At 59.2% G+C, this 25,469-nt stretch carries 21 protein-coding genes and 1 tRNA gene; 14 read left to right on the forward strand and 8 right to left on the reverse strand.

Annotated elements, in window-relative coordinates; genetic code table 11:
- Positions 1-18: 18 nt before the first annotated feature.
- From H4684_RS17320 to lon, 5 genes are all read left to right on the forward strand, one after another.
- Positions 19-101 (forward strand) — tRNA-Leu (locus H4684_RS17320).
- A gap of 182 nt (positions 102-283) precedes the next feature.
- Positions 284-1,591, forward strand: a complete 1,308-nt coding sequence (tig, locus tag H4684_RS17325) for a trigger factor (protein WP_192624708.1) — start codon at positions 284-286, stop codon at positions 1,589-1,591.
- Between the two features lie 191 nt (positions 1,592-1,782).
- Positions 1,783-2,379 carry an ATP-dependent Clp endopeptidase proteolytic subunit ClpP gene (clpP, locus tag H4684_RS17330; RefSeq protein WP_092193534.1) on the forward strand — a complete coding sequence of 199 codons (597 nt, stop codon included), beginning with the start codon at positions 1,783-1,785 and terminating at the stop codon, positions 2,377-2,379.
- Between the two features lie 32 nt (positions 2,380-2,411).
- Entirely contained in the window at positions 2,412-3,662 is a 1,251-nt protein-coding gene (gene clpX / locus H4684_RS17335; protein WP_092193533.1) for an ATP-dependent Clp protease ATP-binding subunit ClpX, read from the forward strand.
- A gap of 35 nt (positions 3,663-3,697) precedes the next feature.
- Complete coding sequence (lon, locus tag H4684_RS17340) at positions 3,698-6,145, forward strand: endopeptidase La (protein ID WP_092193532.1); 2,448 nt, start codon at positions 3,698-3,700, stop codon at positions 6,143-6,145.
- A gap of 85 nt (positions 6,146-6,230) precedes the next feature.
- Here lon and H4684_RS17345 read toward each other — a convergent pair whose 3' ends face one another.
- Positions 6,231-7,019, reverse strand: a complete 789-nt coding sequence (locus H4684_RS17345; protein WP_192624709.1) for a class I SAM-dependent methyltransferase — start codon at positions 7,017-7,019, stop codon at positions 6,231-6,233.
- Between the two features lie 135 nt (positions 7,020-7,154).
- On the opposite strand from H4684_RS17345, the gene H4684_RS17350 reads away from it, so the two are divergent.
- Positions 7,155-7,796 carry a YqaA family protein gene (locus H4684_RS17350; RefSeq protein ID WP_192624710.1) on the forward strand — a complete coding sequence of 214 codons (642 nt, stop codon included), beginning with the start codon at positions 7,155-7,157 and terminating at the stop codon, positions 7,794-7,796.
- Positions 7,797-7,840: 44 nt separating this feature from the next.
- On the opposite strand, the gene H4684_RS17355 is transcribed toward H4684_RS17350, so the two are convergent.
- A complete protein-coding gene (locus tag H4684_RS17355) occupies positions 7,841-8,140 on the reverse strand; it encodes a putative quinol monooxygenase (RefSeq protein ID WP_092193529.1) in 300 nt (99 codons plus the stop codon).
- Between the two features lie 25 nt (positions 8,141-8,165).
- Positions 8,166-8,303 (reverse strand): hypothetical protein, encoded by a 138-nt coding sequence (locus H4684_RS20740; RefSeq protein ID WP_225940522.1) that lies wholly within the window; start codon positions 8,301-8,303, stop codon positions 8,166-8,168.
- A gap of 523 nt (positions 8,304-8,826) precedes the next feature.
- Here H4684_RS20740 and H4684_RS17365 point away from each other — a divergent pair.
- From H4684_RS17365 to H4684_RS17380, 4 genes are all read left to right on the forward strand, one after another.
- Complete coding sequence (locus H4684_RS17365; RefSeq protein ID WP_092193527.1) at positions 8,827-9,030, forward strand: hypothetical protein; 204 nt, start codon at positions 8,827-8,829, stop codon at positions 9,028-9,030.
- A 29-nt stretch (positions 9,031-9,059) separates the two neighbouring features.
- Positions 9,060-9,287, forward strand: coding sequence for a hypothetical protein (locus H4684_RS17370; RefSeq protein WP_192624712.1), 228 nt, complete (start codon positions 9,060-9,062; stop codon positions 9,285-9,287).
- The gene (locus tag H4684_RS17375) at positions 9,281-10,321 is read left to right on the forward strand and encodes a GGDEF domain-containing protein (protein WP_192624713.1); all 1,041 of its coding nucleotides are present in this window, start codon (positions 9,281-9,283) and stop codon (positions 10,319-10,321) included. Before H4684_RS17370 ends, H4684_RS17375 begins: the two co-directional genes overlap by 7 nt.
- A 144-nt stretch (positions 10,322-10,465) precedes the next feature.
- Entirely contained in the window at positions 10,466-11,080 is a 615-nt protein-coding gene (locus tag H4684_RS17380) for an HD-GYP domain-containing protein (protein ID WP_318779656.1), read from the forward strand.
- A 136-nt stretch (positions 11,081-11,216) separates the two neighbouring features.
- Here H4684_RS17380 and H4684_RS17385 read toward each other — a convergent pair whose 3' ends face one another.
- From H4684_RS17385 to ppsA, 5 genes are all read right to left on the reverse strand, one after another.
- Positions 11,217-12,545: an HD-GYP domain-containing protein gene (locus tag H4684_RS17385; RefSeq protein WP_192624715.1), complete on the reverse strand. Its 1,329-nt coding sequence runs from the start codon at positions 12,543-12,545 to the stop codon at positions 11,217-11,219.
- Between the two features lie 178 nt (positions 12,546-12,723).
- On the reverse strand, positions 12,724-13,611 hold the full coding sequence (locus H4684_RS17390) for a YitT family protein (protein WP_092193523.1): 888 nt from the start codon (positions 13,609-13,611) through the stop codon (positions 12,724-12,726).
- Positions 13,568-14,425 (reverse strand): putative beta-lysine N-acetyltransferase, encoded by an 858-nt coding sequence (ablB, locus tag H4684_RS17395; protein ID WP_192624716.1) that lies wholly within the window; start codon positions 14,423-14,425, stop codon positions 13,568-13,570. The genes H4684_RS17390 and ablB overlap by 44 nt, the downstream gene beginning before the upstream one ends.
- Entirely contained in the window at positions 14,415-15,728 is a 1,314-nt protein-coding gene (kamA, locus tag H4684_RS17400; protein WP_192624717.1) for a lysine 2,3-aminomutase, read from the reverse strand. The genes ablB and kamA overlap by 11 nt, the downstream gene beginning before the upstream one ends.
- Before the next feature lie 380 nt (positions 15,729-16,108).
- Positions 16,109-18,520, reverse strand: a complete 2,412-nt coding sequence (gene ppsA / locus H4684_RS17405; protein WP_192624718.1) for a phosphoenolpyruvate synthase — start codon at positions 18,518-18,520, stop codon at positions 16,109-16,111.
- Between the two features lie 316 nt (positions 18,521-18,836).
- Here ppsA and H4684_RS17410 point away from each other — a divergent pair, with 316 nt between their 5' ends.
- The 4 genes from H4684_RS17410 to H4684_RS17425 all read left to right on the forward strand — a co-directional run bounded on the left by H4684_RS17410 (position 18,837) and on the right by H4684_RS17425 (position 25,397).
- Complete coding sequence (locus H4684_RS17410; RefSeq protein ID WP_092193519.1) at positions 18,837-20,510, forward strand: Na/Pi cotransporter family protein; 1,674 nt, start codon at positions 18,837-18,839, stop codon at positions 20,508-20,510.
- Positions 20,511-20,647: 137 nt separating this feature from the next.
- On the forward strand, positions 20,648-22,621 hold the full coding sequence (locus tag H4684_RS17415) for a sensor histidine kinase (protein WP_092193518.1): 1,974 nt from the start codon (positions 20,648-20,650) through the stop codon (positions 22,619-22,621).
- Positions 22,618-24,246 (forward strand): DUF3369 domain-containing protein, encoded by a 1,629-nt coding sequence (locus H4684_RS17420; RefSeq protein WP_192624719.1) that lies wholly within the window; start codon positions 22,618-22,620, stop codon positions 24,244-24,246. The genes H4684_RS17415 and H4684_RS17420 overlap by 4 nt, the downstream gene beginning before the upstream one ends.
- 428 nt (positions 24,247-24,674) lie before the next feature.
- Entirely contained in the window at positions 24,675-25,397 is a 723-nt protein-coding gene (locus H4684_RS17425; protein ID WP_192624720.1) for a nuclease-related domain-containing protein, read from the forward strand.
- Positions 25,398-25,469 lie beyond the last annotated feature (72 nt).

The raw sequence follows: 25,469 nt of genomic DNA on the forward strand, positions 1-25,469 counted from the left end.
GAGTCTCTTTTGTGGATTGCGGGTGTGGCGGAACGGTAAACGCATCAGCCTTAGGAGCTGACGCCAAAAGCTTGTAGGTTCGAATCCTATCGCCCGCACCAAAAAAATGACAGGTCCCGGACCAGAGGCTTCAATGCCCGCGATGCCAGGGACAAGACAATTCGGACGTACTGAGGAAATGACGGGAACGGGCACGCCGAGGGACAAAGCCCAGGCCCGCCTCTCGCGAAATATCGATTATCCGGGCCCCCGAGGGAGCGCCCATCACCTAAGGAGTGGAGTCATGGAATACAAAGTCGAAGAACTTTCCCCGGTCAAGCGCAAGGTGGCGGTGGAAGTGAGCGTCGAGGAAGTGCATGCCGCGTTGGCCGCTACCGTGGCCCTGTACCGCAAGGGTGCGGAAATCAAGGGTTTCCGCAAGGGCAAGGTCCCGTCCTCCGTGGTCGAGGCCAAGTACCGTAAGCAGATTTACGGCGAAGCCACGACCGACCTGATCAACTATCATATCAATGATATCCTGGGCGAACTCAAGCTCTCCCCCCTGTCCCGCATCGATGTCGATGCCAAGGAAATGGAGCGGGACGAGAATTTTTCCTATTCCTTTTCCTTTGAAATCGCGCCTTCCTTCGACCTGCCCGAGTACAAAGGCCTGGCCGTCGAGGAGGAGGACGTCGTCGTCGATCCGCAGCAGGTCGAGGACGTCATCGAGCGCATCCGTCAGAACATGGCCAAGACCGTGATCATCAAGGAAGAGCGTCCCGCAGTCACCGGCGACATCGCGGTCATCGACTTCCAGGCCTTCCAGGACGGGGCCGCCATGGAAGGAATCGCCGCCAACAAGTTTGAGCTTCCCCTGGGCGAAGGCAATTCCCTGCCCGAATTCGAGGACATCGTCATCGGCATGACTCCCGGCGAAAGCAAGGAAAGCGAACTGACTTTCCCCGCGGATTTCATCAACGACAAGTTGGCCGGCCAGACCGTGTCCATGCAGGTCACCCTGCATGCCATCAAGGTTCGCGACCTGCCCGAGGTCAACGATGACTTCGCCGAGCTTGCCGGCGGCTACACCTCCGTGCAGGATTTGAAGGACGCCATCGAGAAGTCCTACGTTTCGACCCGCAAGCAGCTGGTCAAGGGCGACGCTCAGAAGAAGCTCCTGGACGGCATCAAGGCCGAAGTCAGCTTCGAGCTGCCGCAGAGCATCGTCGAAGAGCAGATCGACAAGCAGATCGTCGAGCTGCAGGGCAAGCTTGAGCGTCAGGGCAAGAGCCTTGATTCCCTGGGCCGCACTCCCGCCGAGCTCCGCGAAGAGAACCGCGCCCAGGCCGAGGACGTGGTCAAGTCGTCCCTGGTGCTCCTGGCCATCGCCAACGCCGAAAATCTGACGGTCGATCCCCAGGAAGTGGATATGGTCCTGCAGAAGATGGCCGCGTCCACCGGTCAGGACTTCCACTCCATCAAGGATTACTACGAGCAGCACAATCTGATGATCCCGCTCAAGGATCGGGTTCTGGCCGACAAGGCCATGGAACTTATTTACGAAAACGCCACGGTGACCACGGTTCCCCCGGCAGCAGCCCCGAACGCATAGTTTCGTGGGGGGCCGGGCTTGACCCGGCCCCTTTTCTTTTCCGGGAAGTCCGCGTTCAATCTGGCAGGCAATGTGCAGGTCAAGGCGGGTGACCCGCGACTCCCCCGCACACAGCCCTTGACACCCTGCCCCGGATCGTTATTTTTCAAATCTTTGGTGTCAGTCCCCATTTTTGTTTTTTAGGAGCTTTCATGGTCAGTAATTCCGTATTCGTCATTGAAAACACCGGCCGCGGCGAGCGGATGTACGATATCTATTCCCGCCTGCTCAAGGACCGCATCGTGCTTCTGGGCACTCCCATCGACGATCACGTCGCCAACTCCATCTGCGCCCAGCTGCTTTTTCTGGAGTCGGAGAATCCGGAGAAGCAGATCTACATGTACATCAACTCTCCTGGCGGGGCAGTGACGGCCGGCATGGCCATCTATGACACCATGCAGTACATCTCCGCGCCCGTGGCTACCCTGTGCATCGGCCAGGCCGCGAGCATGGCGGCGGTGCTCCTGGCGGCCGGCGAGAAGGGCATGCGCTACACGCTGCCTCATTCGCGCATCATGATCCATCAGCCCATGGGCGGATTTCAGGGCCAGGCGACGGACATCGCCATCCAGGCCAAGGAGATCATCCGGCTGCGCGGTGAATTGAACGGGATTTTGGCCAGTCACACCGGCCAGACGCTGGAGAAGGTCGAGCAGGACACGGAACGGGACTATTTCATGAGCGGGGAAGAAGCCTGCACTTACGGTCTCATCGATCAGGTTCTGGCCTCCCGCAAGGAACTTGAATAGATTCAGGAATTTTTTAGAATTTTGAGGTAACCATGGCGGAAAGAAAAAAAAGAACCGGCAAGGATCTGACCTGCTCTTTTTGTGGCAAGGGACAGGACGAAGTGCTGAGGCTCATTGCCGGTCCGGATGTATACATCTGCAATGAATGCATTGCCCTGTGCGATGACATCTTGAAAAATGACAATCGCAAGGAAGATCTTGATTCCTCGGACATACCGTTGCCCCAGGAGATCAAGGCCGCCCTGGATGATTACGTGGTCGGACAGGACGACGCCAAGAAGATCCTGTCCGTGGCCGTGTACAACCACTACAAGCGCATCAAGTATCACTCCCTGGTCAAGGATGACGTGGAGCTCGACAAGAGCAACATCCTCCTGATCGGCCCCACGGGTTCCGGCAAGACCCTGCTGGCCCAGACCCTGGCGCGCATCCTGAAGGTGCCCTTCGCCATCGCCGACGCCACGACGCTGACCGAGGCCGGGTATGTGGGCGAGGACGTGGAGAACATCCTGGTCCAGCTGGTACAGAACGCCGACTACAATCTGGAGTCGGCGGCCAAGGGCATCATCTACGTGGACGAGATCGACAAGATTTCGCGCAAGTCCGACAGTCCGTCCATCACCCGCGACGTGTCCGGCGAAGGCGTGCAGCAGGCGCTTTTGAAGATCATCGAAGGGACCGTGGCCAACATCCCCCCCAAGGGCGGCCGCAAGCATCCGCAGCAGGAATTCATCCGCCTCGACACCTCGAACATTCTTTTCATTGTCGGCGGTGCCTTCATCGGACTGGACGACATGGTCAAGCAGCGCGTTCAGGGTTCGAGCATGGGTTTTGGCGCCAAGATGCGCCGCAAGCAGGATGACAACACCGACAGCCTGCTCAAGCAGGTTCACCCCATGGACTTGATCCGTTTCGGACTTATTCCTGAATTTACAGGGCGCATTTCGGTCATCACTTCCCTCACCGAACTCAACGAGGAAGATCTGATGCGCATCCTGCAGGAACCCAAAAACGCTCTGGTAAAACAGTATCAGAAGATGTTCGAGCTTGAGAACGTGGAACTCAAATTCACGCACAATGCCCTGAAGGCCCTGGCCTCCAAGGCGATCAAGCTGGAAACCGGGGCGCGAGGCCTCAGGTCCGTGATGGAATCCATCATGCTTGACATCATGTACACTCTCCCGTCCACCAAGGACGTCACCGAGTGCGTAATCAACAAGGCCGTGGTGGAAGAGGGCAAGGAACCTTTGCTCCTGTTCAAACCCGAGGCCAAGAGCGCCTGACCATCCGTGGTCGGCCAAGACCCGCGAGATCAACCATGACCGATGCCATAGTTTTTGAAAAATCCACTCACGGGAGCATGATCCTTCCGGTCATGTCCCTGCGCGAAGTGGTCATGTTCCCCAAGTCCATAGTGCCTCTTTTCGTGGGCCGGGATTCCTCCATCAAGGCCATCGAGATGGCCCTGGACAGATACGAGAAGAGGATTTTTCTGGTTGCCCAGAAAGATCCCGGACAGGAACGACCCGACGTGGAAGGCCTCTATGAAGTGGGCACGGTCAGCAAGGTCTTGCAGATGCTGCGTCTGCCCGACGGGACCATCAAGGTGCTCTTCGAGGGGTTGTACCGTGCGTCCTTCGACCATGAGCGCGGGCTCATGATCGAGGACGACATCCAGATGGTGCGGACCTCCGCGCTGCCGGATCTGGAAGGCAATCCCATGGAGGGCGAGGCTCTGGTCCGGGCCACCCATGAGGCGGTGGAGGAATACTCCCAGGTCAACCGCAAGCTGGCCAAGGAGACCATCCTGGCCATCACCAGCGTGTCCCAGCCCGGCCGCCTGGCCGACAGCATCGCCCCGCATCTCAAGGCTACCTACGATCGCAAGCAGGGCGTTCTCGAACTGCGCAATCCCGTCCGCCGTCTGGAGCGGGTCTATGAACTCATCCAGGAAGAGGTCGAGGTCTTTTCCCTGGAGAAGAAGATCAAGGGCCGGGTCAAGAAGCAGATGGAGGAGAATCAGAAGGATTACTACCTCGGCGAGCAGCTCAAAGCCATCCACAAGGAGATGGGCCGGGATTTCGATCCCAAGGCGGACATGGAGGAGCTCGAAGTCCAGCTCAAGGAAAAGGACATGCCCGAGGAGGCTCGCGCCAAGGCCATGGCCGAGATGAAGAAGCTGCGCCAGACCCCGCCGTCCTCGGCCGAGTACGCGGTGCTGCGCAATTACGTGGACTGGATTCTGGCCCTGCCCTGGAACGTGGTCCGCGACGTGGACATCGACATAAAGCAGGCGCAGAAAATTTTGGATGACGACCATTACGGCCTTGAAAAGCCCAAGGAGCGCATTCTCGAATACCTGGCCGTGCAGGCCCTGGTCAAAAAATTGCGCGGTCCCATTCTTTGCCTGGTCGGCCCTCCCGGCGTTGGAAAGACCTCCCTGGCCAAGTCCATCGCCCGGGCCACGGGGCGCGAATTCGTGCGCCTGTCGCTGGGCGGTGTGCGTGACGAGGCCGAGATCCGCGGTCATCGCCGGACCTATGTCGGGGCTCTGCCGGGCAAGATCATCCAGTCGCTCAAGCGTGTCTCGACCAACAATCCGGTCTTCTGCCTGGACGAGGTCGACAAGATGAGCATGGACTTCAGGGGAGACCCTTCGGCCGCGCTTCTTGAAGTTCTCGATCCGGAACAGAACAGCGCCTTCAACGACCATTATCTGGACATGGACTACGACTTGTCCCAGGTCTTTTTCATCACCACGGCCAATTCGCTCCAGACCATTCCGCTGCCCTTGCAGGACCGCATGGAGATCATCACCATCCCCGGCTATCTTGAGACGGAGAAGGAACGCATCGCCTCGGATTTCCTGCTGCCCAAGCAGCTTGAGCAGCATGGCCTCAAGTCTGAAAATCTGAGCATGTCCAAGGGCGCGATCCTTGAGATCATCCGCCGCTACACCCGCGAATCCGGCGTGCGCAACATGGAGCGCGAGCTGGCCTCGGTCTGCCGCAAGGTGGCCAGGGCCCTGGTGGAAGAGGGGGACATGGACAAGACCGTGGCGGTGACCAAGTCCATGCTTGGCTCCTATCTTGGCGTACCCAAGGTTCGCCATGGCCAGCGCGAGGAGGAGGCCCAGGTCGGTGTGGCCACGGGTCTGGCCTGGACCCAGGTCGGCGGGGAGCTGCTTTTTGTGGAAGTGGCGCTCATGCCCGGCACGGGCAAGATCGAGATCACCGGCAAGCTTGGCGACGTCATGCAGGAGTCGGCCAAGGCGGCCATCAGCTACATCCGCTCCCGCTCGGAGTTCTTCGGGCTGCGCAAGGATTTCTACAAGGAAATCGACACCCACATCCACGTGCCCGAAGGAGCCACCCCCAAGGACGGGCCCTCGGCCGGGATTACGCTGGCCACCTGTCTGGCCTCGGCCTTGCTTGACATTCCCGTCAGGAACGACGTGGCCATGACCGGGGAAATCACCCTGCGCGGCCGGGTTCTGCCCATCGGCGGGGTGCGCGACAAGCTTCTGGCCGCGCATCGCGGTCTCATCACGCGGGTTCTGCTGCCCAAGGAAAACGAGCGGGATCTGAAGGAAGTGCCCAAGGTCATCCTGAAGGACCTTGAGATAGTGTTCGTCGAGAACATGGATCAGGTGTTGTGCGAGGCCTTGAAGGATGTCACCATGGAGACGCTTTTCTGTCCTTCCGCCGACATCATCCCGGTCTCCAAGGCACTGCACAAGGGACATGAGTTCTCAAGTCCGCAATAACGCGACGTTTCCGAAACAATTTCGAAAACCCCCACCGCTTCCGCGCTGGGGGTTTTCGTTTGTATTGGGCCGGGCGGGTGCGTGTTCAAGGCATGCGGTAGACCCAGACTGGTTTGTCTTCGCGGTTGCGCAGCACGACAAGAGGTTCAAGGGCCGACGCCTCGAATTCCAGGCTGACCAGCCAGGAACCGGGCGAAAGTTCACGCAGGGCTTTTTCTGTCGCGGGGCCCATGCTTTCGGGGCGCTGGAACATGTAGACCATGGAGTAGCCCGACCAGTCGGCTTTCCAGATGTCTCCGTGGCGCACTCGGGCGAAGGGGCAGCGCCAGGCGCACACGATGCGCAGGGGCCAGCTTTTTTCCAGTCCGTCGATCTGCGCCATGGGGTAGACACGGTACAGTTCGAAAAGCCCGTTGCCCACTCCGCAGCCTGCGTCCAGAATGCGATCCGTGCACTTGAGCGGCGCGATCTTGTCCAGGCCGTCCAGAATGCCCTTGGGAGTGGGGAACAGCGGAGCATCCCGCCACGCGCTCATGGGATAGAGGAGCAGCAGAAGGCCGAGCGGGATGAGCCAGATCCAGGGCGGAAGCCCGGTCCCGAGGTTTGATGCGGCCAGGGACAGGGGGAAGCCGGCGGCGATGAAAAATTTGCGCCAGACGGAGACGGCCATGGAACTGGCCGCGAGTCCAAGGCTCGTGGCCAGGGTCAGGCTCCACGGAATTGGAGTTTGCAGGGCGTGCAGGCCCAGGAACAGCGCCCAGCAGGCACCCCAGGTCACAAGCGCGGGCAGCGGCCAGGGCAGCCCCACGAGGCGTCCTTGAGAACTCTTTGCGTCGCCTTTTTCGGGCGTGGGCCGGGTTTTGGGTCTGGTCATGATATTTCCGGGAAAATGGTGAACTTTCGGACCGGACTTTGCGGGAAACGAGGGCAAAAGAAAAGCGGCGCGGGAGCATGAGGCGCGAGTTTTTTTGTTGTGGTCCCGGCTCTTTTATGCTGGTCTGCCAGCGCAATGAAACACGAAGCTTCCACCACCGCCCCGGACGATCTGGCCCAGGCCCGCGCCACGCGCAACCCCTTGCGCAAGCTCTACCACTGGACCCTGCACTGGGCCGCCACGCCTTACGCCCTGCCGGCTCTGGTGCTCCTGTCCTTTGCCGAGAGCTCCTTTTTCCCGGTGCCGCCCGATGTACTGCTCATCGCCCTGTGCTTTTCGACGCCCGGACGCTGGTTCAAACTGGCCGCGTGGTGCACCGCGGCCTCGGTCGTGGGTGGATTGCTCGGGTATTTCATCGGCTGGGGGCTTTGGGAGACGGTAGGCCTGCCCATCGTGCGCATGTATCATGGGGAGGCCGTGGTCGAGATGGTCCGCGTCTGGTACGAAAATTACGGTTTTTTCGGCGTGCTGGTCGCCGCGGTGACGCCCATCCCGTACAAGGTCTTCACCATAGCTTCGGGCATGATGAGTTTTGATCTGGGCCAATTCGTGCTGGCTTCGGTACTGGGCAGGGCAACGCGCTTTTTCCTGGTGGCCGGGCTCATCCGTCTGTTCGGGGCGCGCATCAAGCCTTTCATGGAAAGGCATTTCGAGCTGGCCGCCTCGGCCCTGGTCGTCCTGGCCATTCTGGGCTTTGCGGCCATCAAATATCTTTAGCCGAGTCAGGCCGCAATGGACGTGTCCGGTCGGCCCGGATTGCGTCAGGCAGCAGGCCAGATTTTGGTCAGAACGCGCATGCTCTTGCTTTCCACCCAGGGGGCGGTTGAGAGCGCATAGTCCTTGAAATGGGGCGTTGAGCGGTGCACATCGTAAAACGTGGCCGCATCGGTGTAGGTTTCGTAGAGGGTGAAGTTGGCCGGATTTTCGGGATCCTGCAGAATTTCAAACCCGAGACAACCTTCTTCCCTGGTGACTGAATTATTCCCCTGCCGCATCACCGCCTCTCGAAAATCATCGGCGAATTCCTTCCTGGTCACGACATCCACAATGACGACGAACATGAACTGCTTCCTCCGGCGCCGATGATCAGCGAATGATTTGTTTTGCCTTGTCCACCTGGCTTGGGGTCAGGTCGGCCGGCACCTTGTCCCTGCCCAGGGCCTTGCACACGATGTAGCGGGCGCACTGCTCGAAATCCCCTTGGCAGTACTTGCGTTTCATCATGTTTGCCGTGCTTGGCATGTTTGCCATTTTATCATTGAAAAATAGACACTTGGTAGTCAACTCGCAATCGGGCATGTGTCCTCCTGATTTTTTTATCGGTATCAGGCCCGGCCGGGTCTGCCAATAGGAATTGCCAGCCGGGTGATTCGCATTTGGCTTGCCTGGTGTATTTTGGAATAGAGTGTGGCCTGGAATCAGCCTTGGCGATCTTGAACCAGGATGAGGAGGCAGGGGATGTGTTGCGAAATTTTTCGTTGACAGCCGGCTGTGCGGGGACTATTTCGTCGCTTAAATAGTTAGCCATGTCTAATATGTTTGTACCGTTTAAAGTGTGGCTGATGAGCCGGTGCTTCTCTAGCTTAGGTGTTTAGGAGCGAGCATGGCCGGATGAAGATTGGGCCCAGGAATTTTGTGAGGTCTGTATAATTAGCCATGACTAATTATACGTCAGGCACACAAGAGGCGGACGCGGAACAGTTGTCCGCCGCAGCCGGGAGAACAAGAAAAGTGACAGGGAGGAAGCATGTGTTTCAAGTTGGATAACGGTTCGGAGTTGTTTTCGGTTCAGGACATGCATCGTTTGCGCAAGAAATCGAGCGGAGCGATGGGGGCGCGGTCATGGGTGCTGGGCGCTTGCGGCGCTCATGACCGGGAGGTTTCGGCGGGTGGCGGCCTTCAGGGCTCAGACGAAGCTGACGCGCCTGACGTGCGGGCCAGGAAAGGTTGACAATACGAACAGTTGATCGGGGTTTGCTTATGCATTGCAAGGGAATCGAATCGTTGCGCATTGAAATGTCCGAGGCCACGCTGACCCGGCTTTTGGCCGAGGGGCATCTGGGGGCCGCCGATTTGCGTTGCCTGGACCGGGCTTCCGGGCAGCGGCTGCGGCGTCTGTGTCTGAAGAGTTGCGTCTGGCGCAAGGCGGGGGGCGGATGCGCCGCGCCGGGAACTTGCCCGTATGGGAGAGAGGGATCGAAGTGCTGAAGTTTCGGCAGGACGGCCCGACCGTGCCGCTTCGAACTCCGGGACGCGAATCGCACCGGGGCGCTGCCTGGACCGAAGCGCGGTTCGGGGGAGGGCGTCAGGCATCCTGGCTGTCGCGCATCGGAATCGTCAGGCGGATGGCCCTGCTGCTGCTTGTCCTCGTGCTGCTGCCCATGGCCGCTATCCTGGCCCTGATCGAGTCCGGCATTGCCGTCGATCCTGTCAGCATGCTGGTTCTCGGCCTGGCCTTGGGGCTTGGCCTTTTGGCTCCGGTGAGCCGTGCCGGGGCCTTTTTTCTGGTCCTTCGCGATCTGCGCGCCCTGAACGACTTCTGCTCGCAGATTCAAAAAGGCCGCTACGGAGCGCGCTTCGCGGTGGGCGCCGAAGGTGATGACGAGCATGAAATGCTGCGCCTGAGGCGCAACATGAACTGGATGGCCCATCACATCGAGTCCCAGACCAAGGCGCTGCGGGTACGGCTTGACGAAAGTGATCTGCGCAAACGCTTTTTCGAGGAGATGTCCTACCGCGATCCGCTGACCGGGCTTTACAACCGTCGCTATTTCGACCGCTTTCTGCCCGATGCCTTGCGCGATCCGTCACGAGGCGCTGGCGTTTTTCTGGCGCTCATCGATTGTGACGGATTCAAGCGGGTCAACGATACGCGGGGGCACCAGGCCGGTGACGAGGTGCTGGCGGCGCTGGGTCGGATCATCGCCCAGTCGGTGCGGGAAGGCGTTGATGTCGGGTTCAGATTTGGAGGGGATGAGTTTGGCGTCATTTTCCGTGCTTTCGAATTTTCCGCCTGCCTGAAAGCGTGTGAGCGAATCCGCGTCCGCTTCGAGGCGGCCAATGACGCTGACTGCACGGTCTCCATCGGTCTTTGCGCATGGACTCCCGCGCGTGGATCGAGCGTGTCGGAGCTGGTGCATCATTGCGACAGCTGCCTCTACAGGGCCAAGGACCTGGGCGGAAACCAGGTTGTCACCGAACGAACTGAAGGGGCCGCCACGGCTCCGTGCAGCCGCTTCTAGGGCGCCGCCGGTTCAAACGTACACGGCCCGCGGGCCATCAATTCATCATTTCTTGATGTAAGGAAATATATGTTCAATATTCTTGGGAGGTTGCCGAAGACGTCCGGGACGTTTCCGGGAACTGCCGGGCCTTGTGCTCCGTTGGTGCTGACCTTGCACCAGTTTGCCGAATCCCTGGGGCGGGCCGTGGACGCCAAAGACGCGTGGACCTGCGCCCATTCCGAGGAAGTGGCCGTTGTCAGTCAGATATTGGCCCTGAACATGGGCTTTACCCCCGCCCAGGCAGAGCTGGTCCATCTGGCCGGACATCTGCACGACATCGGCAAGATCGGCATCCCCGACGCCATTCTGCAAAAGGCCGGACCGCTGACGCGGGAGGAATTCGAGGTCATAAAACGCCATCCGCTCATCGGCGAGGCCATCGTGCAGCCGGTCAAGGCCCTGAACGGGCACAGCGGAGTGGCGCGCATGATCCGCCATCATCACGAGCGTTATGACGGTCTCGGCTATCCGGACGGATTGAGTGGATACGACATCCCCATGGGAGCGCGAATCCTGGCCGTGGCCGACAGCCTTTCGGCCATGATGCAGGAACGCCCCTACAAGGGGGCCATGAGCTTTGAACATGCCGAGGCCGAGATCATGGGCCAGGCTGGAAAAATGTATGATCCAAGGGTGGTCCGTGCGTTCCAGCAGGGACGCGACCAGGTCCTGTCCTGGATCGAGGGGATGCGCGGGGAGGTTCGTATCGCCGGTTGAGAGGTGAGGCGGACCATTTGCGGGATGAACGATATGCGGGGGCCAGACGCCCGCACCAGATGCCCGGGAGGCGCATTCATCGCCGGAGCGTGAAAAGTGGGCGGCTGCCTGTGGAGCATCCGTGATTTTGGGGTGATCAGATCAAGGTGTCGGCATCGTGCTGGAAATATCTCCAGGACATGTCGATGAGTTCGGCCTTGAGGTCGCTTCCGGTCTTGTGTGCGTAATGCTCGTACAGGGATTTGGCCATGCCCGCAAAGAGGTCCACGACCTCCGGGTCGAAATGCGTCCCGCGGCCCTGTTCCAGGATGTCAAGCGCTTCCCCGCAGCTGAGCGGTGCCTTGTATGGCCGGCGCGAGGTCAGGGCGTCGAAGACGTCGGCCACGGCGAAGATGCGTGCGGTCAGGGGGATCTCCTTTCCTTCCAGGCCGCCGGGGTAGCCTTCGCCGCCGAATTTTTCGTGGTGTCCGCCGACCACTTCGCGCGCCTCGCGCAGCCAGGTCGAGCGTGCGATGACGTCCAGACCGTGCCGGACATGGGTTTTCAAGATTTCAAATTCTTCCGGTGTGAGCCTGCCAGGCTTGAGCAGGATGTCGTCCCTGATGGCGATCTTGCCCACGTCGTGCAGGAAGGCGCCCATGGTCAGGGCGCGCATCTGGGGCGTGCGCAGGTTAAGGGCCTCACCCATGCGCAGGGCGTACATGGTCACCCTGTAGTTGTGTTCGTCCGTGTCGCTGTCACGCTTGGCGACGATGCACCCGAGCAGCGACAGGGTCTCGAAGTTCGCGGCCTGCATGTTGCGGGAGAAGGCCACCAGCCGGTTGGTCAGGCGCAGCACGACCGGGTAGAGGATTCCGGTCGTGGCCAGGGTGATGAGCACCACGATGCCGGCGGTAAAGACGGATTTCCTTTTCATGGAGGTCACAACGGCCGGGGCCGGGATGAAAACGATCTCGGCCGTTCCCGCCTCGCCTCGCGCGGGATCCCCCAGGAGCAGCACGGCGTGGACCGCGAGAAGATCCGCGATGCGCTTTGTCTCGACCCAGGGGAGTTCCGTGGATGCGGATGCTCCGTCCGCGTGGATTTGTTCCCAGACCGCCTGATGCTCGGCGAAAGTCGTGTCCAGGTATTCCCGTACTTCCGCTTTGTCCCGTCCGCTGAATTTGGCGTAAACGATCTTGCCGCGCGTGGTGAGCCGCCTCGTGGCGCCGAATTCGCCCAGGGCCCGGTCAAAGGCTGCCGCCGGTTTGGCGTCCGTCTGGGCTACGATCTCCCGGGTCCTTGCGACCAGTTCCCCGATGTCCGCCCGGGCCTCGGTCACGATTTCCTCTTTGAGCATGCGCTCTTCGGCCACGTAGGCGAAGACGGCCATGGCCACCGCGATGACCGTGGCCATGATGGCCAGTCTGGCGACAAGGGTGCGGCGTACGTAGGTGACAAGGGGAACGTTGCGCGAGGAAAACATGCCTTCCTCCGAAGGTCGGTTCATGAGGGCGCGGGGGCGCGATGATGCAAGGGCGTATGTACCCGCTCTGCTGGTCGATGTCATGCCCTGTTATGCGCAAAAAAGCCCCCGATTGCACGCATCGCGGCAACGGGGGGCTGTAGGGATGTATAAGTCTGTTTGTGGGCGTTTTTCGTGGTCAGTAGATCTTGCGCTTGGAGAAACTCGAACCCAGCACCGTGAAGGTGTTCTCGACGATGAAGAGGGCCTGCGGGTCGTGGGTGAAGGTGATCTCTTCGAGTTTCTTGAGTTGGATGTTGTTGACCACGGTCATGAGCACGTTCTTTTCGCGTTTGCTGAACGCGCCCATGCCTTTCAGGAAGGTGGCGCTTTGCTTCAGGGAGTCGAGGATACTCTGGCTGATGGCTTCGGAATGATCGGAGATGATGAAGACGACCTTGCGCTGCGAAAAGAGCGAGAGGGTCTGTTCGACCATGACCGAGGAGATGAAGACCAGGATCAGGGATACGATGACCAGATCGACGGGCATGATCGTCAGGCACAGGAGGAACAGCCCGAGATTGAAGCCGAAATAGACCTTGCCCACGCCGATGTTGTAATTCTGGAAGAGATAGACCGCCAGGATATCCAGCCCCCCTCCCGACCCCAGTGAACGCAGGATGAGACCGCCGCCGAGGCCGTTCAGCACGCCGCAGGCAACGGCCGCGTAGAATTGGTCATGGATCTCGACGGTGACGTTCATGAGCTCGAAAGCCACGGTCATGACCACCAGACCATAGAGGCTGTAGAGCACGAAACGGGGACTGAGCTTGTACCAGCCCAGGATGAAGGCGGGCAGGTTGATCAGAAAGAAGAGGATGCCCGGGGTCAGCCATCCCGTCGAATAATAGATGAGCGCGCCCACGCCGAAAAAACCGCCCGGTATGAACTGCTGGGGAATGGCGATGCCTTTCATGGCGAAGGCGCACAGGAGCGCTCCGCTGGTGATCAGAAAGAGGTTCCAGCGGATGGAGTAAGCCAGATCAAAGCGTTTTATCACGGGCCTCAAGGGGTTTGTACCAGACATTCATGCTCTCAAGATCGCCTTTGATCTGGGTGTTGTTGGGCAAAGTTCCGGCGAAGGAGTATCCCTGCCGGGCGAAAACGATGTTCATGCCGGTGGCATGAGCCCGGGCGATGGTATAGGCGGTGTCGATTCCGGCTTTTGCCATCTCCTTTTCCATGTGCGCCAGGAGAATGCAGGCCAGCCCCTTGCCGCGGTTTTCAGCCAGCGTGGCGAAGTCGGTCATTTCCACGTTCCCGGAGGAGCAATCCATTTCAGCCGAGGCCAGGGCTGTCAAGTTTCCCTCGGCGTCGCGCACGCCGAAGTAACGCACATGTGATTCCATTGTTGAGAGAAGGTAGTCTTCATCATCAATGGGGAAGGGATAGGTTTCGAAGACACGGTGGTAGAGGCCTGCCATGGCCTTTGCGTCTTCGGGCTTCATGGCTCCGATGGTCCAGCCCTCGGGCAGGGTGCGTCCATTTTGCACGCTCTGCTCCCTGGCGGTGCTGAGCACCTCCTGCACCAGCTTCGGGCTGCGGATGACGGAGCGTTCGCGCTTGGGGTATTTGGCCATGAAGCAGCCGTCCTGGCTGCCGTTGAACATGTTCGGGACCCTGGCTTCGACCTTGAAGCCCTGAGCCCTGAACCAGCCCTCGGCCGGTCCGGGCACCTTGGCGAAGAGCTTGGTGTAGCCGTTGGTCGAGGCCAACTGTTCCATGAAGCGGATGATGCGCGGCACATCCGGGGACGCCAGTTTCATCAGATAGACACGGTCGCTGGCCGGTCCGTGCTGGAGCAGGGCTCCTGTCATGCGGATCATGCTGTCAGGCTGCATCAGTGCGCCTCCCTATGCGTTCGTTCTCCTCGGGGGTGAGGCTCTGGGTGTCGTCCCAGTCGGCCAGCAGGCTCTCGATGCCGATGGCCTTCTCCTCGGCGTCGGCCTCCCGCAACTGCAGGTTGCAGGATTTGCATTCCCGGTCGCAGTAGGTCGGCTCGTAGTGGGCCGGCTCGTGGTAGGTGGTGATGACGCCCTCGTAGTTGCGCAGCACGACCTTGTTCGCGGTCCAGGAGATGATGTAGTTGGGCATGAGCGGGATCTTGCCGCCGCCCCCCGGAGCATCGACCACGTAGGTCGGAATGGAGAAGCCGCTGGTGTGGCCGCGCAGGCTCTCAAGGATCTCGATGCCCTTGCCGATGGGCGTGCGAAAATGGGTCAGGCCCTCGGACAGATCGCACTGATACAGATAGTAGGGACGCACCCTGTTGCGCACCAGCTTGTGGTTCAGGACCTTGATCAGGCGCGGGCAGTCGTTCACTCCGGCCAGGAGCACGCTCTGGTTGCCAAGGGGAATGCCTGCATTGGCCAGCTTGGCCAGGGCCTGCTTGGATGAGGCCGTGATCTCCGCCGGATGATTGAAATGCGTGTTGATCCAGAGCGGATGATGCTTCTTGAGCATCTCGACCAGATCATCGGTGATGCGGTACGGCAGAACCACCGGGGTGCGGGTGCCGATACGCACGACTTCGACGTGTTCGATGCCGCCGATCTCGGTCAGAAGCCAGTCGAGCATGTCGTCGGAGAGCAGAAAGGGGTCGCCTCCGGACAGGAGCACGTCACGCACCTGCGGAGTGTTCCTGATGTATTCGATGCCCTGGCGCAGATCGTCGCGGCTCGGGATGGAGTCACGGTCGCCGACCTTGCGCTTGCGGGTGCAGTGGCGGCAATACATGGCGCAGGTGTTGCTGACATGCAGCAGTACCCGGTCCGGGTAGCGGTGGGTCAGGCCGGGCACGGGGGAATCCTCGTCCTCGTGCAGGGGGTCGCTCATGTCGTGGCTTTCGATGCGCAGCTCGTCGGTGGAGGGAAACGCCTGCATGAACACGGGATCGTTGCGATAGTCCTTGGGATCGATCAGGGACAGATAGTATGGAGTAATGGCCATGGGAAACTTTTCAGTGGTGTTTTTGAGCGCAGCCCGCTCCTTCTCGGTAAATCGGATGCCGAGCAGGCGCTCGACCCCTTCGATGCTTTTGATGCTGTTGCGCACGTGCCACTTCCAATCCGTCCAGTTGGAACGGGTGGCGTCTTCCGCAATGATCTTTGCCAGGCGACGCTGGTTTTCAGAATATATTTGCATTGGATCTCCTTCTCCGCGACATTTTCTTTCTGAATGATATCCAGAAAAAAATATTTGAGAATTACAGTGTGTGATTGACGGGTCGGAAAAAAGTCAAAGACAAAGCAGCTCTTTTAAAAAAGAACCAAGTTCTGCTATCTGCAGAAATTTGTAATGATTTAAATGAAGCTTTTTTTGGTCGCGGGATTGGCAATTTAGATCATGTAAAATATTTCTGATCAAGGGGATGCGAGGGTTGTGTTTCGGGTACGCGGGTGTACCCGACAGGAGGGCGTGTATTTTTCGGTGAGCAATGGATTTGCTTGCGAGGTCGCAAGCGCGTTTCAGAGTGCGGGAACCCGGAGCCGGCCGTGTCCGAAGCGGCCGGCCCCGGGAAGAAGTCAGCCGTGGCCCAGCTTCTTTTCAAGCTCGGCCACGATCAGGGTGGTCTTTATGACCGTGTCGGGATTGAGGGACATGGACTCGATGCCGCACTCGACCACGAACTGGGCGAACTCGGGGTAGTCGCTCGGGGCCTGTCCGCAGATGCCGATGTACTTGCCCTTTTTGACCGCGACCTCGATGACCTGCTTGACGAAGCGTTTCACGGCAGGATTGCGTTCGTCATAGACGTGGGCCACCAGCGACGAATCGCGGTCCACGCCCAGAATGAGCTGGGTCAGGTCGTTGGTGCCGATGGAGAAGCCGTCGAAGACCTCAAGGAACTCCTCGGCCATGATCACGTTGGATGGAATCTCGCACATGCCGATGACTTTAAGTCCGTTCTCGCCTTGTCTCAGGCCGAACTCGGCCATGGTCTCGATGACTTTTTTCGCCTCCTCCACGGTGCGTGGGAAGGGGATCATGATCTCGACATTGGTCAGCCCCATTTCCTCGCGGATCTTTTTCATGGCCCGGCATTCAAGTCCGAAAGCCTGCTTGTAGTCCGGGGAATAGTAGCGCGACGCCCCGCGCCAGCCGATCATGGGGTTTTCCTCTTGCGGCTCGAAGAGCTTGCCGCCGATGAGGTTGGCGTATTCGTTGGACTTGAAATCCGAGAGGCGCACGATGACCTGCTTGGGATAGAAGGCGGCCGCGATCATCCCGACCCCTTCGGCCAGCTTGTCGACAAAAAACTCCGCCTTGTCCGCATATCCCGAAGTCATGTCGGCGATGGCGCGTTTGAGAATGTCGTCAGGCAGGTCTTCATAGTTCAGGAGCGCCAGGGGATGGATCTTGATGTAGGAATTGATGATGAACTCCTCCCGCGCAAGGCCCACGCCTTCGTTGGGGATGAAGCTCTTCTCGAAGGCCTGCTCGGGGCTTGCGAGGTTCATCATGATCTTGGTCTTCGGCTTGGGCAGGGTGCCAAGATCCGTCTCCTGGACCTCAAAGGGCACAAGGCCCCGGTAGACACTGCCGATGGAGCCCTCGGAGCAGTCCACGGTCACGTCCTCGCCCTGGGCGAGCCTTGTGGTCGCGTTGCCCGTGCCGACGATGCAGGGGATGCCCAGTTCGCGGCTGACGATGGCCGCGTGGCATGTCCTGCCGCCACGGTTGGTGACGATGGCCGAGGCGATCTTCATGATCGGCTCCCAGTCCGGGTCGGTCATGTCCGTGACCAGTACTTCGCCTTTGCGGAAGGTGTGGATCATCTGGGCCGACTTGATGACCTGGACCGGCCCCTGTCCGATGAGTTCACCCACGGATTGGCCCTGGACCAAGGTCTCTCCTTTTTCCAGCAGCACGTATTTCTTGAGGACGGCCATGTCTTTCAGGGAATGCACGGTCTCCGGCCGCGCCTGGACGATGAACAGCTCGCCGGTCTGGCCGTCCTTGGCCCATTCGATGTCCATGGGCGTGAACTGGCCGCGATGCGTGCTGTAATGCTCCTCGATGGTGCAGGCCATGCGCGCCAGGGCCACGACCTCCTCGTCATTTATGACCAGCCTGCGCCGGTCCTCTTCGGGCACGGCCACGTTCTTGGTCGGGGCCTTGGCGTCGGTGGTGTAGATCATCTTGATGGCCTTGCCGCCGACCCGCTTCATGATGATGGGTTTGAACCCTTTCTTGAGCGTGGGCTTGAAGACGTACCATTCATCGGGATTCACCGCGCCCTGGACCACGTTCTCGCCCAGGCCCCAGGCGCCGGTCAGAAAGACCGCGTCCTTGAAGCCGGTCTCGGTGTCGATGGAAAACATGACCCCGCTGGCTGAAAGGTCCGAGCGCACCATTTTCTGCACGCCGATGGACAGCGAGATCGAGAAATGGTCGAAGCCCTTGTCCTGACGGTAGGAGATGGCCCGGTTGGTGAAAAGGGATGCAAAGCAGCGCTGGCAGGCGTCCAGCAGGTCCTCGGCGCCACGGATGTTCAGATAGGTCTCCTGCTGACCGGCGAAGCTGGCGTCGGGCAGGTCCTCGGCCGTGGCCGAGGAGCGCACGGCCACGTCGACGTTCGGGCCGTAGGTCTGTTCCAGCTTGCGGTAGGCGCTGATGATGGCGCTTTGCAGGTCCGCCGGTATCTCCAGATTGCGGATCAGGGCGCGGATGCGGCTGCCGCGTTCCATGAGGTTGTCCATGTCGTGGGTGTCGAGCCCTTCCATCATGGTCTTGATTTTGTCCATGGCCCCGGAAGCTTTGAGCAGATGGCGATATCCATGGGCTGTGACCGCGAAACCGTTTGGTATGGGGACGCCCTTGGGCACGAGATTGCGGTACATTTCGCCAAGGCTTGCGTTTTTTCCGCCGACCAGCGGAACGTCTTCTATTCCGAGTTCGTCAAACCAGAGCACAAAGGCTTTTTGTTTCTCCACGGCAGTCCTCCTTGGGGCGCAAAAGGGGTATGATCACGTCTCTTTATCCATCTCACGGCAATGTGAATTGTGCAACTCAGGATGTGCTTTAAGGCAGGCTGGATGGATGAAACGGATGCCTGCGTGCAGGTTTTCATCGGGATTTTTCTGGTTCCAACAATCTGGAATGAAAGAAAATAATTCGATTGTTACCGTTCTGTGACAGTTTTGTTTCCGAATCGTAAAAAAACTTTTCTTAACGCCCAAGATGCTCTACAGAGGTGCGGGTTTCGCGTCTTTGTCATACAACCGTCACAAAAACTCCCATGGATAATCTATGCTCAATATTTTGGTTCAGACTCTTGGAGGACTCGGCATTTTCATCCTCGGGATGAAGCTCATGACCGAGGGCCTGCAGATGGCAGCAGGCAACAGGATACGCAACGTCTTAAAAGCCGTGTCCGACAACAGGGTGGTGGGTTTTGCCACGGGCGCGGCCGTGACCGCCCTGGTGCAGTCATCCTCGGCCACCACGGTCATGCTCATCAGCTTCGTCTCGGCGGGGCTCATGTCGTTGACCCAGGCCGTGGGCGTGATGCTCGGCTGCAACGTGGGCACGACCATGACCGCCCAGCTCATCGCCTTCAAACTCTCCAACCTCGCCCTGCCGGCCATCGCGCTCGGGGTTCCGCTCAAATATTTTTCCACGCGCAAGAAATACCGCTATCTGGGCGAAGTCATTCTGGGCTTCGGCCTGCTCTTTTTCGGCATGACGGTCATGGGCGATGGGCTTAAGCCGCTGCGGGTGGAGCCAGAGTTCATAGCCTTTTTCACCAAATTCAACGCCGCATCCTTTGGCGGGATACTTCTTTGCGTGGCCACCGGCTGCGGGCTGACCATGATCCTCCAGTCCTCCTCGGCCACGGTGGGTCTGACCATGGCACTGGCCACCCAGGGCCTGCTCGACTTTCCTTCGGCCATGGCCCTGGTTCTTGGCGAGAATATCGGAACCACCATCACGGCCGAACTGGCCACCATCGGGGCGTCAAACATCGACTCCCATCGGGCGGCGCGTTCCAACACCATGTTCAACGTGCTCGGGGTGATGATCATGCTGCTCATTTTCCCCTGGTTTTTGCAGGGGGTGGAATGGATCACCCAAAACGTCATGGGTGCAGAGCCCTGGGACCTCCATGTGGGTGAGGAATATCCCCATATGGCCCGCTATCTGGCCAACGGCCACACGCTTTTCAATCTTACCAACGCTCTCGTTTTTCTGGTTTTCCTTCCTCTGCTGGTTCGGGTGGGAACCTGGCTCTCCCCCAAGGACAAGACCACGGGCGACTCCCTCTTTCGGCAACCGGTCTTTGACCAGCACGTCGAAGATAATCCCGTGGCCGCCCTGGCCCAGGTGCGGGGTGAAATTCACCGCATGTCGCTGACCGTGCGCGCGGCGTACAACAACGCCCTGGAATGCTTGGAGACGCGGGACCATCGCACCATCCGGCAGCGGCAGCGCTTCGAGGACCAGGTCAACGCCATGCACAGGGCCATCTCGACCTTCCTGGCCAAGACCATGCAAAGCGAGATCAACGAGGCCATCTCCAATGACATCGCCGAGCAGATGCGGGTCGTCAACAACCTCGAACGCATCGGTGATGCCGTGGAGGCGTTCGGGCTGCTTTGCGAGGACATCGTCGACAAGGAGCTCAAGTTCAACGAAGTCGCCATGCGCGATCTGTTCATTATTGCCGCCAAGGTCGATGAATTCCTGAGGATGATCAGCGACGCCCTGATCAGGGAGCCCGAGGGTTTGATGGAGAAGGCCGAGGAGGCCGAACGGACCATCGACTCCATGCGTGAATCCATGCGCGAATCCCACATCGAGCGGCTCAAGATCGGCAAGTGCGGGATCGAAGGCGGCCTGACCTTCATCAACCTTCTGGCCCGGCTCGAGAAAATCGGCGATTACTGCTACTCCATCGCCCGCTCCGTGACCTCCGAGAACTAGACTCCCAGCTTTTTTCCCTGAGATTCCCGCAAGACGCAATGTCTTGCGGGAATTCCTTGCCTCCATCGCCCTGCGCCGGTATTCCTCTCGTAAAAGCCTGCAAGCTTTTCAGGCCTTTTCGGCTTGCCGGAGGACGCATGAGATTTCCATTTTTTCATTCCATCCGCGCCACGCTGGTCTTCCTGGTGTTCCTGGCCGTGCTGCCTGCATTGGGCATCATGCTTTTCTCGGGCTACACGCTGCGGGTGAACATGATAGAAAGCGCCGAGGAGGCGGCCCTGCGCCAGATCCAGGTCATGGCCTCAAGTCATGAACAGGTTGTGGACAACGCGCGGTTGCTGTTGGCCACCCTGGCCAAGGCTCGCGAAATACAGATGCTCGACCCGCAGGGGACCAGACTTCTGCTGCAGGAAATGCTCTCCCGCAATGGCGTCTACGCAGCCTTGGCCCTGTACGATCCGCAAGGGGGCATGGTGTCGGCTTCTCCGGCGGATTCCTTTTCCTCCGGGGAGGAGTGGGCCTGCCTGCAGGAAGCCAGGGAACACATGCATTTCAGCATGGGCAGCTATCATCTGGTCCCAGGCACCCAGAACGTTGTCGTCGAATTCGCCCAGCCCGTCGTTGACCGGGAAGGGTCGCTGCGCGGCGTGCTCGCGGCCTCCTTTGATCTGAGCTATTTCGGGCGCATTTTTGCCGAGGCCCATCTGCCCGCGGGGTCCATCTTCACCCTGACCGATGCCGACGGCATGCGTCTGACCCGGTTTCCTGAAACCGAAAAATATACATGGGTGCCAGATCTTCCCCGGATGATAACGAGGATGTCCGGGGACCGTGCCGAGGGAACTTTTTTGGAAAAGGGCGTGGATGGGGTGCGCCGTCTTTACAGCTTCAAGCGGCTGCAGTTCGGGGAAGATCCGTCAAGGTCGCTCATGATCCGCCTTGGCCAGCCCGAAGACCTGGCGCTGGCCGAGGTCAGACGGGCGCTTTTTCGCAATACGTTCCTTCTGCTGCTGGCGACGGTTCTGGCCGTGGCGGTGGCCCGGTTCGTCGGAGAGTTGACCATCATGCGCCGACTGAAACGGCTGCTGGCGGCGGCGGATCGTCTTGGGACAGGCGATCTGAGCACGCGCACGGATCTTGACCACGCAGAAGGCGAGCTCGGGGTGCTCGCGGCCGCCTTTGACCGCATGGCCGGAAGTCTGCAGATCCAGGATTCCGAGCGCAGGCGGGCCGAGGAGGAGTGCTGCCTGCTGAACACGGATCTGGAGGAGCGGGTCGTGACCCGTACCGCCGAATTGGCCGAGGCCAACAGGGAGCTGCAAACCGCCCTTGAAAATCTCCGTCAGACCCAGGGGCAGCTGGTCATGTCCGAGAAGCTCGCCGCCCTGGGCGGGCTGGTGGCCGGGGTGGCGCACGAAATCAACACGCCTGTGGGCGTGGCTCTGTCCGCCACATCGACCCTGGCCGAAAAGAACCGGGTCATCAGCGATCTTTTTTCTACGGGCGAGATGAAGCGGAGCGACCTGTCGGAATATCTGGAGTCCACTCGCGAGGGTGTGGAGATGAGCCTGATCAATCTGAACCGCGCCTCGGATCTGATCCGCAGCTTCAAGATGGTCGCGGCGGATCAGGTTTCCGAATCCCGCCGGAGCTTCAACGTGCGCGAGTACATCGGGCAGGTGCTCCTCAGCCTGAGGCCCAAGCTGAAAAGAACCACGCATCGGATCGAGGTCGAGTGCGACGAGGATCTGGTCATCGACAGCTATCCTGGTGCGTTTTCCCAGATACTGACCAACTTCATCGTCAACTCGCTGACCCATGCCTTTGGCGAAAAGGAGACGGGCCTGATTCGCATCGAAATCGCAAAAAACGACGACATGCTGAGCCTGACCTATTCAGACGACGGGTGTGGCATCCCCCCTGAATATCAGGACAGGATCTTCGAGCCCTTTTTCACCACTGCCCGGGCCAAGGGCTCCACCGGGCTTGGCCTGCATATCGTCTTCAACATCGTGACCAGCACCTTGGGTGGCACCATCACCTGCTGCAGTGCCCCGGGCCAGGGCACCACGTTTCAGGTACGCATGCCCCTGAAAAGAGAGAGCACATGACCGGTAACGACGAAATCCTGTTCAAGGACGAGACCCTGCCCCTGGCTCCCGCCCAGGCGGCGGGGGATGACGGCTGGAAGATCCTGATCGTGGACGACGAGGCCGACGTGCACAGCGTCACCACCTACATGCTCGCCGGTCAGGAGTATCGCGGCCGGAAATTCAATTTCCTGCATGCCTACAGCGCGGAAGAGGCCAAGATAGTGCTGGCGGAACACCCCGACGTCGCCGTGATTCTGCTCGATGTGGTCATGGAGACCGATGACAGCGGGCTGCTGCTTGTCAAATACATCCGTGAGGTGCTGAACGACTACACCGTGCGCATCATCCTGCGCACCGGACAGCCGGGCAAGGCTCCGGCGGCGAAAGTCATCCTTGAGTACGATATCGACGACTACAAGGAAAAAACGGAGCTGACCCTGGAGAAGATGCTGGTGACGCTCATCTCGGCCCTGCGCAGCTACAACTTCATCACCACCATCGAGAACAACCGCAATGGCCTGCGGCGCATCATCGAGGCCTCTTCGGACATCTTCGAACGCCAGTCCCTGCAGAAACTCGGCTGCGGAGTCTTGAGCCAGCTCACCTCCATCCTGCAACTCAAGAATGACGCAGTGTTCACGCAGGCCTCCGGGCTGACCGCTTCGGGGATAAAGGGCGAGTCCGTGGTTCTGGCCGCCACCGGGGAGTTCAGTAAATATCTGGAAAAACCCATCGACCAGATTCAGAGCGAAACCGTGCATAGGGCCCTCGACCGGGCCAGGACCCAGCCCCATGGTTTCTATTGCGAAGAGGACAAGTGCGCCTGGTACTTCAAGAGCAAGACGGGCTCGGACAACTTTCTGTATTTTGAAATTTCAAAGGATCTGGACGAGAACGACCATGATCTGCTCGAACTCTTTTTTACCAATGTTTCCCTGGCTTTCGACAACCTGTATCTGAACAAAGGCATCGAGGACACGCAAAAGGAAGTCATCTTCCACATGGCCGAGACCATGGAGTGCCGCTCGGCCGAGACTGGCAGCCATGTCCGGCGCGTTTCGGAGTATGTGCGCCTGATGGCCCTGAAATACGGGCTTGGCGAAGAGCAGGCGGAAATGCTCAAGCTGGCATCGACAGCCCATGATCTGGGCAAGATAGGCATCCCCGATTCCATCCTGAACAAGCCCGGGCCGCTCACCCCGGAGGAATACGACGTCATCAAGAGCCATGTGCAGCGCGGGTACGACCTGCTCGTGAACTCGACAAGCCCCATCATCCAGACAGCGGCGCGGATCATCCTGCTGCATCACGAGCGCTGGGACGGGAAGGGCTATCCGCAGGGGCTCGTGGGCGAGGAGACGCACATTCACGGTCGTATCGTGGCCGTGGCCGACGTGTTCGACGCCCTGTCCAACAGGCGCGTCTACCACCAGGCCTGGGACTGGGACAAGGTTTTCGCATATTTTCTGGAAGAGAGCGGCAAGCATTTTGACCCGTGCCTGGTCGATATCCTCCTGGAGAACAAGGAGGAGTTCATGGCCATCTGGGAAGAATACCACGACGAGTGCGGGGTCTGCCTGGGAAGCCGGGAAGCGCTCCCGGCGGATTCCGACCGCTCCGACCGCTCCGCCCGCTCCGAATGAAGCGAGAACTTCTTGAATTGCCTGCCGTTTCATCGTCTCCGAACCGCCTGCCCCTGCGGCTTCCCGGTTTGACGACTCGCTGGCGGCCGAGCGCGTGAAACGACGAGACGCCGGTAGTTAAACAGGTTGGTTTGCACCGCGTATGACAAAATTCAACGTGCGGGTCGCATCGGAAATAGTCGAACGAGTTGCCGTGCATATTGCGCAGATGTAACTTGATGCAAAGGCATGTCTTTATCCAGGCTGTTGAACGATACAACACTAGCCCGTCGGCGAATATCCTCGCTCTTTCATATCAATACTAAATGATCTTGGTACCGCAGTCAGATAAAATAATGATTGCTACCCATGTCTTACAATCATTCCCTCCTTGCTCAAATCAATATTTGTTGCTAACCGACGCATTTGCTGCAATCCGGAGGCCGGGAATGATCATCAAGAGTCGAGATCCAAAGGACAGGGATATTGCCGAACTCGATGCGTTGCTGAAGCAGGCCGACGCTCAAGGCAAGCGCTTTCTCATCGAACGCGAGCTCAGGGCCATGAAGGCCGGAATAGCGGGGGAGGAGGACTGCGCCTATTACATCAATTTTTATTTCGGCAAATCCGATAACTGGTGCGTGATCCACGACCTGCGCATCGAGCACCAGGGCAGCGTGGCCCAGATCGACCACCTGCTGATCAACCGCCTCTTCGAAATCTACGTCATCGAATCGAAGAATTTCTCCTACGAAGTGGCCATCAACGATAGCGGAGAATTCACCCTCAAAAGCGGCTCCCATTCCTTCGGCATCCCCTCGCCCATCGAACAGAACAAGCGCCACATCTTCCTGCTGGAAAAGTTCATCGCAGATCGCGGGCTCACTCCCAGCAGGCTCGGCATCCCAATAGTCCCCCGCTACAGAAGCCTGATCCTCATGTCCCCGAAGTCCGTCATTTCCAGGCCGGACAGAAAGACGTTCGACACCGACATGGTGATCAAGGCCGACACGTTGCGGACAAAAATCGACCACAATGTCGACAAGATAAACCCATTGCAGGGCCTGGCCATCATGGGAAACATGTCGAAGATCAAGACCGTGACCGAATTCGCGGAAGCCCTCCGGTCGTACCATTCCAGCACTGCCATTATTAATCCGAGCATAAAATAGTTAACATTCGTGGAAGAATTGTGTACATTCGGATCCATGCAAACCACCGATGCACGCAAGCTTCCGCCCAAG

Source organism: Desulfomicrobium macestii (assembly GCF_014873765.1).
GTDB classification, from domain to species: Bacteria; Desulfobacterota; Desulfovibrionia; order Desulfovibrionales; family Desulfomicrobiaceae; genus Desulfomicrobium; species Desulfomicrobium macestii.